The organism is Streptomyces sp. NPDC002669 (genome assembly GCF_042889165.1).
GTDB lineage: Bacteria > Actinomycetota > Actinomycetes > Streptomycetales > Streptomycetaceae > Streptomyces.
This window is the reverse complement of record NZ_JBIAQQ010000032.1, coordinates 1-14,560: the sequence shown is the minus strand read 5'-3', so window position 1 is coordinate 14,560 and position 14,560 is coordinate 1. Positions and strand designations below refer to the sequence as shown.

Sequence of the window (14,560 nt, the reverse complement as noted above, 5' to 3'; positions counted from 1 at the left end):
GCCGGGGCATGACGCTTCTCGATCATGTTCCCGCAGCGGCGGCCCCCGGCGCCCCGGCGGTCGTCCGGGCCCTGTACCCGCTGGTGAGCGCCGAGGCCCTGGCCGAGGCGGCCGCCTCGGCGACGGGCCCGGCGATCGAACCCGCCGACCTCGAACAGTCCGTCTGGCTGCGGCTGCTGGAACGGCTCGCGGGGGAGGGGCCGCCGACGGACACGGCCCGCTGGGTGCGCGACTGCGTACGGGCCGAGGCCCGCAGGGCCCGCCGCACCGCCCGGCACGAACGCCCCTACCGCGACGAGACCGCCGCGGATCCGGCCGGCTGCCCCGAACGGATCGCCGTCGGCGCCGACGAACGCCGGGCACTGCGCGCGGCGGTGGACCGGCTGCCCGCCCGGTGCGCCCGGCTGCTGTCGGCGATGCTGGCGCCGAGCGACCCCACCTACCGGGAAATCGCAGGAAAGTTGGGTATGTCACAGGGGAGTTTGGGCCCCGTCCGTTCCCGATGCCTTGGATGTCTGCGCAGAATGCTCGCGGCGGAGGTTGCGGCTCCTGAACCGTGGGGAAAGGAGCGATAGACAACCGGTGGATCAGGTGGGCGGAGGCATGCGCAGATGGGCATGAGCGTGATCATCTCGGCGGCGACGGAACAGGACGCCGAACAGATCTTGAAACTCCAGTACCTCAGCTTCCAGAGCGAGGCGGAGCTGTACGGGAACTACCGGATCGACCCGCTCACCCAGACCCTCGACTCGATGCGCACCGAGATCGCCACGAACCTGGTGTTCGTGGCACGCCTCGGCGACGAGATCGTCGGTTCGGTCCGGGGAACCCTCGAAGGGGACGGGGTCGGGGAGATCGGCCGGCTCTGCGTCCACCCGCGGCTCCAGGGGCACGGCCTCGGCGCCCGGCTGCTCGGGGCGGCCGAGTCGGGCCTGGCCGCCGAGCGGTCGGCGACCCGTTTCCGGCTGCACACCGGACACCGCAGCGAGGGCAACCTGCGGCTCTACCGGCGGGCGGGATACACCCCCGTGGGCAACGAGACCGGCGGGGACGGCGTCCTGATGATCCTGCTGGAGAAGGACGCCGGCGCGCCCGCGGCGTACGTCGCCAGCGCCTAGAACCGGCTGGACCCGACCACGAACGGAACGTGCGACCGGCCGCGAGCGGAACCGGCCGGGCGCCCGTTCCCGGCACGGGGCCCGGGGCGACGGGCCACCCGCCTTCGCGTACGGGGCGGCCCGTCAGGCGGTCCTGGACCGGCGCAGCCACATCATCCCGGTGACCGGCAGGATCACCGGGATGAACAGGTAGCCCATGCCGAAATCCGACCAGACGGTGTCGTCCGCGAACGCCGAGGGCTCCACCATCGTCCAGGTCCCGACGACCAGCACCCCCAGAAGCTCGGCGGCGCAGCAGACCAGCGCCGTCCTGCGGGCCCGCTCGCCCCCGCGCACCAGCGAGTACGTGATGAACCCGTACACGAGCGCGGAGGCGGCCGACAGCACGTAGGAGAGCGGCGCCCGGCCGAAGTCCAGGATCATCTGGACGATCGCGCGGGAGGCCGCCGCGACGGTGAACACCCCGTAGAACCAGACCAGGACCCGGCCGGGGCCCGTGCCGAGATCGAAGGGCTGCTTCTCGCCGGTGGCCGCCGAGGGGGAGCGGTCGGTGTCGGTCACGGTCAGTTTCCCCAGATGTCGTGGAGCCGTACTTCGAGGACGGCCAGCACGACCGCACCCGCCGCCACCGTCACCGAACCCCACCGGGTCCGCTCGGTCAGCGACAGGAAACCCGCGGCGGGCACCGCGAAGAACGCCCCGATCAGATACGCGATGAAGATCGTCATGCCCTGCTCGGGCCGCTCGCCCCGGGACAGCTGCACGATGCCCACCACCAGCTGGGCCAGCGCCAGCAGGGAGACCACGGCCATCCCGATGAAGTGCCAGTCCTTGGTCGGCTGGTCCCGGTAGGCGGCGAAACCGCACCAGGCGGCGAGGGCGAGCGCGGCCACGGAGACCGCGACCGTCAGGGCGACAAGCATGAGGCCGAGGGTATTACGGACCGTGCCGCTCCCCGCGTGCGCCCCCGCCCGGGCCGCGGACCGGAGGACCGGGGGCGGTCCGGGCCCGGAACCGGGGCCGGCCGTGGCCTTGACCACAACCGGAGGCCGGTCCGGTCCGGCCGCAGAAGCGGCCCGCACCCCCGTCCGAGATGTGTTTGTGCAGGTCACAGCCTTGATGCTCGGGATCGGAGTCAGCGGCCGGATCGGTCCGGACCGGTGTCCATGACTGTCCGCCATCCGGACAATCGGGTCGTGAGGACCGTTACGTCTGTTTTACTTGGGGCATGACCACGACGAGCAGCCGCATCCTTGCGACCGAGGCGATCACGACGCCCGGTGCTCGTTGTATGTGTCGAATGCGCACCTTCTGAGGGCCCCCGCCCGATCCTCGCGCCCCGAAGCGAGACCGAGCCCGCGCCGTCCGCACCCAGCGGAACGAGCCCGCCTCGACGCCACCGCCCGGCCCCCCGCCGCGCCGGCCCGCGCCGAGACCTCCCGCTCGGAACATCCGATCGAAGCGTCCCGACAGTCTCATTCGGACGCATGCCCCGTGCCCGGCGGACACCGCGCCGCGCACTCGACAGTGACGGAAACCCCCTGTGATCACCACTACGGGCCTCACGAAGGTCTACCAGTCGCGCGGCCGGGAGGTCACCGCCCTCGACGGCGTCGACCTGCACGTCCGCGAGGGCGAGGTGTACGGCGTCATCGGACAGAGCGGCGCCGGCAAGTCCTCCCTGATCCGCTGCGTCAACCTCCTGGAACGCCCCACCTCCGGCACCGTCACCGTGGCCGGTCAGGACCTCACCGCCCTCGCCGGGCGCGGCCGACGGGCCGGCAGGGAACTGCGCGAGGCGCGCAGCCGCATCGGCATGGTCTTCCAGCACTTCAACCTGCTGTCCTCCCGCACCGTCCAGGGCAACGTCGAACTCCCGCTGGAGATCCTCGGCGTCTCCGGCCGGGACCGCTCCCGCAAGGCCCTCGAACTCCTCGACCTGGTCGGCCTCGCCGACAAGGCCAGGGCCTACCCGGGCCAGCTCTCCGGCGGCCAGAAGCAGCGCGTCGGCATCGCCCGCGCACTCGCCGGGGACCCCAAGGTGCTGCTCTCCGACGAGGCGACCTCCGCCCTCGACCCGGAGACCACCCGCTCCATCCTCCAGCTGCTGCGCGACCTCAACCAGCAGCTGGGCCTGACCGTCCTGCTCATCACCCACGAGATGGACGTCGTCAAGACGGTCTGCGACTCCGCCGCACTGATGCGGAAGGGACGCGTCGTCGAATCCGGAACCGTCGGCGACCTGCTCGCCACCCCCGGCTCCGAACTGGCCCACGAGCTGTTCCCGGTCGGCGGTACGGCCTCCGGCCCCGACAGCACGGTCGTCGACGTCACCTTCCGCGGCGAGGCCGCCACCCAGCCGGTCATCTCCCAGCTCTCCCGCACGTACAACATCGACATCTCGATCCTGGGCGCCGCGATGGACACCGTCGGCGGCAACCAGATCGGCCGGATGCGCATCGAGCTGCCCGGCCGCTTCGAGGAGAACGTCGTCCCGATCGGCTTCCTGCGGGAGCAGGGCCTCCAGGCCGAGGTCGTGGAGGACGCGGCCACCCCCATTCCCGTACAGACCCCCGCCCCGCTCACCAAGGAGGTGGCGAAGTGACCTGGTCCGAAATGCAGCCGCTGCTCACCCAGGGGACCGTCGACACCCTCTACATGGTGCTCTGGTCCGCGGTCGTCACCATCCTGGTCGGGCTGCCGCTCGGCGTCCTGCTGGTCCTCACCGACAAGGGCGGACTGCTCCGGAACGCCCCCGTGAACAAGATCGTCGGGGCGATCGTGAACGTCGGCCGCTCGTTGCCGTTCATCATCCTGCTGATCGCCCTGATCCCCTTCACCACCTGGGTCGTCGGCACCTTCATCGGCCCGACCGCGATGATCGTCCCGCTCTCCGTCGGCGCCATCCCGTTCTTCGCCCGGCTCGTCGAGACGTCCGTCCGCGAGGTCGACCACGGACTCGTCGAGGCCGTCCAGTCGATGGGCGGATCCGTCCCGACGATCGTCCGCAAGGTCCTGCTGCCGCAGGCGCTGCCCTCGCTCGTCTCCGGCGTCACCACCACCGTCATCGTGCTCATCGGCTACTCCGCGATGGCCGGGGCCGTCGGCGGCGAAGGGCTCGGATCCAAGGCCGTCACCTACGGATTCCAGCGCTTCGACAACCAGTTCATGCTCATCACCGTCGCGCTGCTCGTCGTCATCGTGACCGCGGTCCAGCTGATCGGCGACGTGGCCGTACGCCTGCTGGCCCGCCGGGGCCGCACCGCCACCTGAGACTTCCTCCCCTCACAAGCCCGCACTCCTTGTCCGGGCGCACCACCCTCACCACCGGAAAGAGGCACTTTTCGTGCGCAAGAACATCAAGATCACCGCGGCTGCCGCCGCCACCGCCGCCCTCGCCCTCGGCCTCAGCGCCTGCGGAACGGACTCCGACCCGTCCGCCAAGAGCGACACCGGCGCCAAGGCCGACACCTCCAAGGCGCTCGTCGTCGCCGCGTCCCCCACGCCGCACGCCGACATCCTGGAGTTCGTCGCGAAGAACCTGGCGGCGAAGGAGGGCCTCAAGCTGGAGGTCAAGGAGTTCACGGACTACGTCCTGCCGAACACCGCCACCGAGACCGGCCAGGTCGACGCCAACTTCTTCCAGCACCAGCCGTACCTCGACGACTTCAACAAGAAGAAGAACACCCACCTCGTCTCCGTCGGCGCCGTCCACCTGGAGCCCCTCGGCCTCTACTCCAAGAAGGCCGAGGACCTCAAGGACATCAAGGCCGGCCAGACCATCGCCGTCCCCAACGACACCACCAACGAGGGCCGCGCCCTCCAGCTGCTCGCCGAGAACGGCCTCATCACCCTCAAGGACGGCGTCGGCACCAGCGCCAAGCTGAGCGACATCACCGACAAGAAGGGCCTGGAGTTCAAGGAGCTGGAGGCCGCCACCGTCCCCCGCGCCCTGAACGACGTCGACGCGGCCGTCATCAACGGCAACTACGCGATCGAGGCCGACCTCAAGCCCGGCAAGGACTCCCTGGTCCTGGAGAAGGCCGACGGCAACCCCTACGCCAACATCATCGCCGTGAAGGAGGGCAACGAGAAGGACGCCCGCGTCCAGAAGCTCGTGAAGCTCCTGCACTCCGACGAGGTCAAGAAGTTCATCGAGGACACCTACCGGGGCTCGATCGTCCCGGCCTTCGGTACCGCGACCAAGTCCTGACCCCCGCACGGCATTTGTCCGAAGAGCCCCGCGCACCCCGTCAAGGGGGCGCGGGGCTCCGCCGTGCCGGACCCGACCATGCGCACCGGTGCCCCGATGCTGCATGCTGTGCATTCACACGGCCTTCGGCATGGAGCTGCGCATGACTTCCACCTTTCCGGACATCTCCATCAGCACGGACAGGTTGGTGATGCGTCCCTTCGACATGGTGGACATCCCCGCGTACATCGAGATGATGAACGACGAACTCGTCGTCGCCTGGACCGACGCCCCCCACCCCTACACCCGGATCGACGCCGAACGCTGGGTCCGCAGGATCGCCCCCGCCCGGCGCACCGGCGGTGACGGCATCGTCCTCGCCGTCACCGAGTTCCTCACCCAGCGACTCGTCGGCTCCGTCCGGCTGGGCAACACCGACTGGCGCACCCGGGCCACCGAGGTCTCGTACATCACCGCCCCCTGGGCGCGCGGCGAGGGCTACGCCACCGAGTCCGTGCTGGCACTGGCCCAGTGGCTCTTCGACGACCAGGGCTTCGAACGCATCGAGCTGCGCACCGCGGCCGACAACACCGCCGCCCAGCAGGTCGCCCAGAAGCTCGGCTGCATCAGCGAGGGCGTCCTGCGCAACGCCCGCATAGCGCGCACCCGGACCGAGAACGGCACGGCCGGCGGCTGGACCGACATCCGGACCGACCTGATCGTCTGGGGGCTGCTCCCCGAGGACCTCGAAGGCGTCGCCGAGCAGCTCGCCGACGCGGGCGGCTACGGTGCCTACAACGACTGGAACTGACCTCCCGGAGGGGTCCTGACGCTCCGTGGGCACGGACCGGGTAACCTCGCCCTGCCCCCCTTCGCGAACATCCCCACCTGCGACGATTCCAGGAGACTGACGACACATGGCCGATCGGGTCACCGTGATCGGCTGGGACGGCTCACCACTGACCGGAGCGGCCACGGCCGCCCTCTCGGCCGCCACGCTCGTCGCCGGAGCCGCCCACCACCTCGCACTGCCCGAAGTACCGGCACGGGCCGAGCGCATCCGCCTGGGCTCCATCGACCTGGCCGCCCGCCGGATCGCCGGACACCGCGGCAGCGCCGTGGTCCTCGCCGACGGGGACCCCGGCTTCTTCGGAGTCGTACGCAACCTCCGCGCACCCGAGCACGGCCTGGAGGTGGAGGTGGTCCCGGCGGTCTCCTCCGTCGCCGCCGCGTTCGCCCGCGCCGGAATGCCGTGGGAGGACGCCCGGATCGTCGTCGCCCACCCCCGCACCCTGCGCCGCGCCGTCAACGTCTGCCGCGCCCACCACAAGGTCGCCGTCCTCACCTCGCCCGGGGCGGGCCCCGCCGAACTGGCCCTGCTCCTCGAAGGCGTCCACCGCACCTTCGTCATCTGCGAGGAACTCGGGACCGACCGCGAACAGGTCACCGTCGTCACCTCCGACAAGGCCGCCGACCACGTCTGGCGCGACCCCAACGTCGTCATCGTCATCGGCGGCGGCCCCGAACCGCAGGCCACCGGAGGATGGATCGCGGGCGGTCACCCCGCCCGCCCCCGCGGGGTACGCGGCTGGGCCCTGCCCCCGGAGGCGTACCCGGACGGGGGCGCGGGCGACGGGACGGCGAGCGGCGAAGGAGGCTCCCCTGGGCTGCGCGCCGCCCAACTGGCCCGCCTGGGCCCCCGCACCGGCGACCTCCTGTGGGACATCGGCTCCGGCGGCGGCGCCCTGGCCGTGGAGGCGGCCCGCTTCGGCGCGGCGGTCCTGGCGGTCGACAGCGACCCGGCCGCCTGCGCCCGCACCGCGGCGGCGGCCCGGGCCTTCGGGGTCCAGATCCAGGTCGTCGAGGGCCGAGCCCCGCACGTACTGGAACGGCTGCCGGAACCCGACGTCGTCCGGATCGGCGGTGGCGGGGTTCCCGTCGTCACCGCCGTCACCGAACGCCGGCCGGAACGCATCGTGACCCACGCCTCGACGCGCGACGAGGCCGAGGCGCTCGGCGCCGCGCTCACCGGGAACGGATACGCCGTCCGGTGCTCGCTCCTCCAGTCCGTCGAACTCGACACGACCGCATGGTCGGAGCGTGAACGCTCGGTCGTGTTCCTGCTCTCCGCGACGCGTTCCGACCTCGCCCCCTGACCCGGCCGCGTGCGGCGGGAGGTAGGCTGGCCGATCGTTGTACCGCGGTCGGACGTTCGTCGTTTCGCTCGTCAATGTCCGGAAAAGGGGACTGTTTTGGTCCCCGTTGTGGTACGGCGGAACCGGGGGATGCGCAACGTGGCGCAGTCCACAGCGGGCCGTGGCGAAATGGGCTGCCGCGGCGGCGAACGGACGTGAGAATGCAGTATGTCCACGACCGTTTCGTGCCGCGCGGCGAGCCCGCTCGTTCTTGTTGACGAGCACCGGGGCGCCGTGTTCGGACGTTCCGGACGAAGGGCCGAAGGAGCACTGACGATGGGCGAGGGGTACGCATGAGTGACACCGGCCAGATCCCGGTCGAGGGACTGCCGGAGAACGCGGGCACGGTGGAGCAGCCGGGCATCGCCGTCCCGGACGCCTACGCCTACCCCGCCCCCTCCGAGCACGTGCCCGAGGACGACGACCTCCTGCTGATGCCGAGCCCGCAGGGCGCCTGGAGCGACCCGCAGACCGTACCGGCCCCCGGCCAGTACCCCGAGCCCGTCGCCGTCCCGGCACCGGTGCCCGGACAGGGCGTCCACCCGGCCCAGGCCGCGGCCCAGCCCTACGCCCAGCCGGCCGCCGAGGCTTCCGCCCAGCCGCAGGGGCCCGTGCAGGTCCAGGTCCAGGAGCCCGTGCAGGCACCGGCCGCGGACGTGTACGCCGCCGCTCAGCAGGCGGTGGCGGAGTCCCCGGCCGTGACCGGCCAGGGAACGCATGAATCCGGTGGCCGCGACTCCGGTTCGGTCGACCTGAGCGGCGTGCGCATTCCCTCGCCCGCGCAGGTTCCCGCCCAGGCGGCACAGTCCCAGACCCCGACGCGCCGGCCGCTGCACCGCGGCCCGGCCGTGGCCGACGCAGCCCCGTCGTACGGCGGGGCGTCGACCGGCGGCGTGGTCCGTTCGCTCGCCGACCGGGGGCCCGCGGGCGCGCCCCAGGCCCCGGTCCAGCCCCAGGCCCCCGTGCCGGCCCAGGCCCCCGCGCCGCAGGCCGCCGGCCCCGACTACTTCACGCCGGGCGACGACGCGGCCGTGCTGCCGGGCCCGCAGCTCGGCGAGATCCTTCCGCAGGGCGGCAGCCCGTGGGCGGCGCAGCCGGCGGCGGTTCCGGTGGCGACGGAGGCGACCGCAGAATCGGTCGTTCCGGAGCAGGGCGCCGAGCCGGCCGCGGAGTCGGTCGCCGAGCCGGTGGCCGTGGCGCAGCCGGTGCAGGCCGTTCCGGCCGTGGTGCCGGAGGCCGTGGCGGCTCCGGTGGCCGAGCCGGTGCCGGGGGCGGTCGAGGCTCCCGCCGGGATTCCGGCCGAGGGCTTCGTCGAGGCCGCGGTGCCCGTGGAGGCCGTAGCGCCCGTGGAGGCTGCGGCACCCGTCGCGGCCGCAGGGCCCGTCGAAGGCGTCGTGCCTCAGGAGGCCCAGGGGGCCCCGGAGGCGCAGGAGATCCAGGCAGCCCCGGAGACCCAGGGGGGCCAGGGGGCTCAGGAAGCCGTTCCCACGGGGCAGTTCGTGCCCGTGGAGGGTTCGGTCCCGACGACCCCGCACCTGGCCCCGACACCCGTCGCGGAGCAGGTCCCGGTGGACCGGGGTGCGGAACAGATCCCGGTACAGGTCGCCGAGCAGACCCCCGAAGCCGGGGGCACGGAGGCCGGGCCCGAGCACGGGGCCATCGCGGTGGAGCCCGCCCAGGACCCTCGGCCGGACGCCGAGGCGGCGCCGGCCGGTGCCGCCGGGGAGCCCGTCGCGCCCGCCGAGGCCGTCGTGCCCGTGGAGAGCGCCGAAGCGGTCCCGGCGGCCGAGGACGTCCACGGTGCCGCGCCCGTCGAGGTGCCCGAGCAGGTTCCCGGCCCCGTCGCGGACACCGGGGCGCCGAACCCGGACGTGCCCGGACCGGAGGCCGAGACGGGCCCGGAGATCATCGAGACCCCGGACCCGGCCGCCCCCGCGGACGTGGCGGAGGCCGCCCCCCTCGCGGAGCCGGTGGCGGCCGCACCCGTGCAGGAAACGGGGACCGAGCACGACGAGATCGTCTTCGCGCAGTCCGTGGACCGGTCGCGGGAGACGCCCGGAGCGACCCGGGCCCCCGGCACCGAGCCCCTCGTGGCGGAGGCTCCCGAGGCGGCGGAAGACCCCGGGACGGCCGAGGTTCCGGAGACGGTCGAGGACCCCGAGGCGCGGGCCGCCGAAGTACCGGTCGCCGAAGCCCCCGTCGTGGAGGAGCCCCGGGCCCCCGGAGCGCCCCCGGCCCCCGTGGCGGAGACCTCCGAGGCGCAGCCCCCCGCGGCCGAAGCTTCTGGGGCGGAGGCGCCGGAGTCCGACGAGGCCGCGGCCCCCGTCGGCCCGCCGGCCCCCGGCTACGACGACGCCGAGCGCGAGGCGGTGCTCCGCGTCATGCGCGAGCGGCGCGACATCCGCAACGGCTTCCGCAACGACCCCATCCCGCACGAGGTCCTGCTCCGCGTCCTCGAAGCCGCGCACACGGCGCCCAGCGTCGGCCACTCGCAGCCCTGGGACTTCGTCGTCATCCGCTCCGCGGAGACCCGCCGCGCCATGCACGAACTGGCGCAGCGTCAGCGCGACGCCTACGCCAAGTCGCTGCCCAAGGGCCGGGCCAAGCAGTTCAAGGAACTGAAGATCGAGGCCATCCTCGACACCCCGGTGAACATCGTCGTCACCGCCGACCCCACCCGGGGCGGCCGTCACACCCTCGGCCGGCACACCCAGCCGCAGATGGCCCCCTACTCCTCCGCGCTCGCCGTCGAGAACCTCTGGCTCGCCGCCCGCGCCGAGGGCCTCGGCGTCGGCTGGGTCAGCTTCTTCGACGAGCGCGAGATGGTCCGCGCCCTGGGCCTGCCCGAGCACCTCGAAGTCGTCGCCTACCTGTGCGTCGGCTACGTCGACGAGTTCCCCGAGGAGCCCGAGCTGATGCAGGCGGGCTGGTCCAAGCGCCGCCCGCTGTCCTGGGTCGTCCACGAGGAGACGTACGGGCGGCGCGCCCTGCCCGGCGAGGAGCCGCACGACCTGCTCCAGGAGACCATCGCCAACATCCGTCCGCTGGACGCCAAGGCGCTCGGCGAGGCGTGGGAACGCCAGAAGCGGATGACCAAGCCCGCCGGGGCCCTCGGCATGCTGGAGATCATCTCCGCGCAGCTGGCCGGGCTCTCCCGGGTGTGCCCGCCGCCGATCCCGGAGCCCGCGGCCGTCGCGATCTTCGCGGGCGACCACGGCGTGCACGCCCAGGGCGTGACCGCCTGGCCGCAGGAGGTCACCGGCCAGATGGTCGCCAACTTCCTCGGCGGCGGCGCGGTCTGCAACGCGTTCGCGTCCCAGGTCGGGGCCGAGGTGTGCGTGATCGACGTCGGCGTGGCCGCGGAACTGCCCGCGACGCCCGGCCTCCTGCCCCGCAAGGTCCGGGCCGGGACGGCCGACTTCACCACCGGTCCCGCGCTGACCCGCGAAGAGGTGCTCGCGGCGATCGAGGTCGGCATCGAGACCGCCCGCGACCTGGTCGCGGCGGGCAACAAGGGCCTGCTCACCGGTGAGATGGGCATCGCCAACACCACGGCGTCGGCCGCGCTGATCTGCGTGTACACGGGCATGGACCCGGCCGAGGTGACCGGTCGCGGCACCGGCATCAACGACGAGATGCACGCCCGCAAGGTCGACGTGGTCCGCCGGGCCCTCGAATTCCACCAGCCGGACCCGACCGACCCGATCGGTGTCCTGGCCGCGGTCGGTGGCCTCGAACACGCGGCGATGGCCGGCTTCCTGCTGGGCGGCGCCTCGCTGCGCACCCCCGTCATCCTCGACGGCGTCAGCGCGGGTGCCGCGGCCCTGGTCGCCCGTGCGATCGCTCCCGAGGCCCTGGCCGCCTGCATCGCGGGCCACCGCAGCGCCGAGCCCGGCCACGTCGCAGCCCTCAACAAGCTGGGGCTGCGCCCGCTGGTCGACCTCGACCTCCGCCTCGGCGAGGGCACGGGCGCGCTGCTGGCACTGCCGATCGTGCAGAGCGCGGCGCGGGCGATGCACGAGGTGGCGACCTTCGACGCGGCGGGCGTCACGGAGAAGTAGCCCCGGGGCCGGGGGAGCGGACGGGGCGGGAAACCGCCCGTCCGCTCCCCGACGCGCCGCGGCCACCCCACCGCGTATCGTTGACCCGCCCCGCGAACCCGCACGTCACAGCCGCTCCACCGCCGCAGCGGCCTCCGCATTCAGTCCCCTGCACGAGGAGTCCGCACCGCCATGGCCGAGCACGCAGAGCGCACCGATCACCCCGCGTACCCCGTCGGACTGCGGCTCGGCGGCCGCCGCGTCGTCGTGATCGGCGGCGGCCAGGTCGCCCAGCGCCGCCTGCCCGCGCTCATCGCGGCGGGCGCCGACATCGTCCTCGTGTCCCCGGCCGCGACCCCGTCCGTCGAGGCGATGGCCGACGCCGGCGAGATCCGCTGGGAGCGCCGCGGGTACGCCGACGGGGACCTGGCCGGCGCCTGGTACGTCCTCGTCGCGTCCGACGATCTCGCCGCGAACGACGCCGCGTCGGCCGAGGCCGAACGCAACCGGATCTGGTGCGTCCGCAGCGACGACGCCGATGCCGCCACCGCATGGACCCCGGCCACCGGCCGCGGCGAGGACGTCACCGTCGCCGTCCTCACCGCCGGCGGTCACGACCGCGACCCGCGCCACTGCGCCGCCGTCCGCGACGCCATCGTCGAGGGCCTGCGCGACGGCAGCCTCGCCGCGCCCCACCACCGCACCAGGGTTCCCGGCGTGGCCCTGGTCGGCGGCGGCCCCGGGGACCCCGACCTGATCACGGTGCGCGGCCGCCGTCTCCTCGCCGGGGCCGACGTCGTCATCGCCGACCGGCTCGGCCCGCGCGACCTGCTCGACGAACTGCCGCCGCACGTCGAGGTGATCGACGCCGCGAAGATCCCGTACGGCCGCTACATGGCCCAGGAGGCGATCAACCAGGCGCTCATCGACCACGCCAAGGCGGGCAAGGCCGTCGTCCGGCTCAAGGGCGGCGACCCGTTCGTCTTCGGCCGCGGCATGGAGGAGGCCCAGGCGCTCGCCGCCGAGGGCATCGCCTGCACCGTCGTCCCCGGCATCTCCAGCTCGATCTCCGTGCCCGGCGCGGCCGGAATCCCCGTCACCCACCGGGGGGTGGCCCACGAGTTCACCGTCGTGAGCGGTCACGTCGCCCCCGACGACGAGCGCTCGCTGGTCGACTGGGAGGCCCTCGCCAAACTGCGCGGCACCCTGGTGCTCCTGATGGCCGTCGACAAGATCGGCGCCATCGCCCGCGCCCTCATCGCCCACGGCAAGGCCCCCGGCACACCGGTCGCGCTGGTCCAGGAGGGCACCACTGCCGCCCAGCGCCGGGTGGACGCCACCCTGGAGACCGTCGCCGAACGGGCCGCGGCCGAGGAGGTGCGACCCCCGGCGGTCATCGTCATCGGCGAGGTCGTCGCGGTCGGCGCGGACACCGCGCCGCTCCCCGCCGAATGACCGGCACGGACCTCTCGCGGACCCCATCGAGTAACCGGCGGTAACGGAACTTCTTCCCATCCGTTGGCACCACACACCGGACAAGGCAGTATCGAACCCGTGGCCGACCTCATCACCATCGACGACCCCGACGACCCCCGTCTGCACGACTACACCGGGCTGACCGACGTCGAGCTCCGGCGCAGACGGGAGCCCGCCGAGGGGCTGTTCATCGCCGAGGGCGAGAAGGTGATCAGACGCGCCAGGCACGCCGGGTACGAGATGCGGTCCATGCTGCTCTCGGCGAAGTGGATCGACCTGATGCGGGACGTCATCGACGAGGTCCCTGCCCCGGTGTACGCCGTCAGCCCCGAACTGGCCGAGCGCGTCACCGGCTACCACGTCCACCGGGGCGCCCTCGCCTCGATGCAACGCAGGCCGCTGCCGACGGCGGACGAACTGCTGACGACGGCCCTCGGCACGGCGGACGCGGAGACGGCGGCCGACGACCGCACCGGCCCCGCGGCGGCTCCCCCGGGCCCGGGGGACCGCACGGTCCGGCGCGTCGCCGTCTTCGAGGACATCGTCGACCACGCCAACCTGGGCGCCGCGTTCAGGAACGCCGCCGCCCTCGGCATCGACGCGGTCCTGCTCACCCCGCGCTGCGCCGACCCCTTCTACCGGAGGTCCGTGAAGGTCTCGATGGGGGGCGTCTTCCAGGTGCCGTGGACCCGCCTGGAGTCCTGGCCGAAGGACGTCGGGATCCTGCGTTCCGCGGGGTTCACGCTCGCCGCCCTCTGCCTGAGCGAACGGGCGATCACCCTCGACGAACTCGCCGCGCGCGACGACGAGAAGCTCGCGCTGGTCTTCGGTACGGAGGGCGCCGGACTCACCCCCGGCACCCTTGCCGCGGTCGACGAGCACGTCCGCATCCCGATGGACGCCGGCGTCGACTCCCTCAACGTGGCGGCCGCCTCGGCCGTGGCCTTCTACGCCACCAGGCCGCGAACGGCCTGACCCCGGGAGCGCTGCGCCCGTCCTTCCCGCCCGAGCCGCCCGTACGTCCCGCCCCCGCGGAACGTACGGGCGGACGTCGTCGGGGCGGGCCCGCGTGCCCGCACCCCTTTCCGGACCGATGGGCTGGGAAGCCCGGAAGGCGGGGAAGCCCGGGAGGTCCGGGGGTCAACCGATCGGATGACCCCCGGGTCAGCTTTCCCGCTCGGCACATGGAGCCGGTACGTCGACGGGACGGGCGGATGTCCGGCCCCACTCTTGATCCGAGCGGGACGGCAGGAGCCGGCGGGCCCGGAAGCCGGATTCCCCGGGCGGCCGGGGCCGCTCCCCCCATCCATCACAGGAGTGACCGCAATGAAGCACGCCAGGAAGACCTCGAAGCGCACCCGCGTCGTCATCGGCGGTACGGTGGCCGGCGCCGTCGCGCTCGGGACCTTCGCCGTGGTGACGGCCAACGCGGGCTCGTCCGAGACCGCCGCCGTCGCGGCCGACGCCGCGGACGGCAACCTCATGCAGAGCACGCACCTGACGATCGAGGCGGCGACGAAGGCCGCGCGGGCGACGCTG

General features: G+C 73.2%; 12 protein-coding genes and 1 pseudogene. 11 read left to right on the top strand and 2 right to left on the bottom strand.

The features are described 5' to 3' along the window. Positions 1–8 precede the first annotated feature (8 nt). Positions 9–575 (top strand): sigma-70 family RNA polymerase sigma factor, encoded by a 567-nt coding sequence (locus ACFYW1_RS33235; protein WP_389001750.1) that lies wholly within the window; start codon positions 9–11, stop codon positions 573–575. Between the two features lie 36 nt (positions 576–611). Next, a complete protein-coding gene (locus tag ACFYW1_RS33230; RefSeq protein WP_389001747.1) occupies positions 612–1,118 on the top strand; it encodes a GNAT family N-acetyltransferase in 507 nt (168 codons plus the stop codon). A gap of 123 nt (positions 1,119–1,241) precedes the next feature. Here the strand turns inward: ACFYW1_RS33230 and ACFYW1_RS33225 are convergent, their stop codons facing one another. Together ACFYW1_RS33225 and ACFYW1_RS33220 are read right to left on the bottom strand one after the other, a co-directional pair. Beyond that, the gene (locus ACFYW1_RS33225; RefSeq protein ID WP_389001744.1) at positions 1,242–1,679 is read right to left on the bottom strand and encodes a hypothetical protein; all 438 of its coding nucleotides are present in this window, start codon (positions 1,677–1,679) and stop codon (positions 1,242–1,244) included. A 2-nt stretch (positions 1,680–1,681) separates the two neighbouring features. Continuing rightward, a complete protein-coding gene (locus ACFYW1_RS33220; protein WP_389001741.1) occupies positions 1,682–2,041 on the bottom strand; it encodes a hypothetical protein in 360 nt (119 codons plus the stop codon). Between the two features lie 620 nt (positions 2,042–2,661). Here ACFYW1_RS33220 and ACFYW1_RS33215 point away from each other — a divergent pair. The 9 genes and pseudogenes from ACFYW1_RS33215 to ACFYW1_RS33175 all read left to right on the top strand — a co-directional run. Then, positions 2,662–3,723 carry a methionine ABC transporter ATP-binding protein gene (locus ACFYW1_RS33215; RefSeq protein WP_389001738.1) on the top strand — a complete coding sequence of 354 codons (1,062 nt, stop codon included), beginning with the start codon at positions 2,662–2,664 and terminating at the stop codon, positions 3,721–3,723. Beyond that, the gene (locus ACFYW1_RS33210) at positions 3,720–4,391 is read left to right on the top strand and encodes a methionine ABC transporter permease (RefSeq protein WP_389001735.1); all 672 of its coding nucleotides are present in this window, start codon (positions 3,720–3,722) and stop codon (positions 4,389–4,391) included. The genes ACFYW1_RS33215 and ACFYW1_RS33210 overlap by 4 nt, the downstream gene beginning before the upstream one ends. Positions 4,392–4,464: 73 nt before the next feature. Next, positions 4,465–5,331, top strand: coding sequence for a MetQ/NlpA family ABC transporter substrate-binding protein (locus ACFYW1_RS33205; protein WP_389001732.1), 867 nt, complete (start codon positions 4,465–4,467; stop codon positions 5,329–5,331). Between the two features lie 103 nt (positions 5,332–5,434). Next, a complete protein-coding gene (locus ACFYW1_RS33200) occupies positions 5,435–6,121 on the top strand; it encodes a GNAT family N-acetyltransferase (RefSeq protein WP_389001729.1) in 687 nt (228 codons plus the stop codon). 106 nt (positions 6,122–6,227) lie between these two features. Further along, positions 6,228–7,466, top strand: coding sequence for a precorrin-6y C5,15-methyltransferase (decarboxylating) subunit CbiE (cbiE, locus tag ACFYW1_RS33195; RefSeq protein WP_389001726.1), 1,239 nt, complete (start codon positions 6,228–6,230; stop codon positions 7,464–7,466). 332 nt (positions 7,467–7,798) lie between these two features. After that, positions 7,799–11,566 carry a nicotinate-nucleotide--dimethylbenzimidazole phosphoribosyltransferase gene (gene cobT, locus ACFYW1_RS33190; RefSeq protein ID WP_389001723.1) on the top strand — a complete coding sequence of 1,256 codons (3,768 nt, stop codon included), beginning with the start codon at positions 7,799–7,801 and terminating at the stop codon, positions 11,564–11,566. A gap of 171 nt (positions 11,567–11,737) precedes the next feature. Then, complete coding sequence (cobA, locus tag ACFYW1_RS33185) at positions 11,738–13,000, top strand: uroporphyrinogen-III C-methyltransferase (RefSeq protein ID WP_389001720.1); 1,263 nt, start codon at positions 11,738–11,740, stop codon at positions 12,998–13,000. A 99-nt stretch (positions 13,001–13,099) separates the two neighbouring features. Next, positions 13,100–13,996, top strand: a complete 897-nt coding sequence (locus ACFYW1_RS33180) for a TrmH family RNA methyltransferase (protein ID WP_389001717.1) — start codon at positions 13,100–13,102, stop codon at positions 13,994–13,996. A gap of 351 nt (positions 13,997–14,347) precedes the next feature. Continuing rightward, a pseudogene (locus ACFYW1_RS33175) lies at positions 14,348–14,560 on the top strand (heme-binding protein); the annotation flags it as partial.

Bases quoted from the DNA above. Each gene is read 5' to 3' on its own strand.
- cbiE (WP_389001726.1), top strand. From the start codon at position 6,228: ATGGCCGATCGGGTCACCGTGATCGGCTGGGACGGCTCACCACTGACC.
- cobA (WP_389001720.1), top strand. From the start codon at position 11,738: ATGGCCGAGCACGCAGAGCGCACCGATCACCCCGCGTACCCCGTCGGA.
- ACFYW1_RS33235 (WP_389001750.1), top strand. From the start codon at position 9: ATGACGCTTCTCGATCATGTTCCCGCAGCGGCGGCCCCCGGCGCCCCG.
- ACFYW1_RS33220 (WP_389001741.1), bottom strand. From the start codon at position 2,041: ATGCTTGTCGCCCTGACGGTCGCGGTCTCCGTGGCCGCGCTCGCCCTC.
- cobT (WP_389001723.1), top strand. From the start codon at position 7,799: ATGAGTGACACCGGCCAGATCCCGGTCGAGGGACTGCCGGAGAACGCG.
- ACFYW1_RS33200 (WP_389001729.1), top strand. From the start codon at position 5,435: ATGCTGTGCATTCACACGGCCTTCGGCATGGAGCTGCGCATGACTTCC.
- ACFYW1_RS33230 (WP_389001747.1), top strand. From the start codon at position 612: ATGGGCATGAGCGTGATCATCTCGGCGGCGACGGAACAGGACGCCGAA.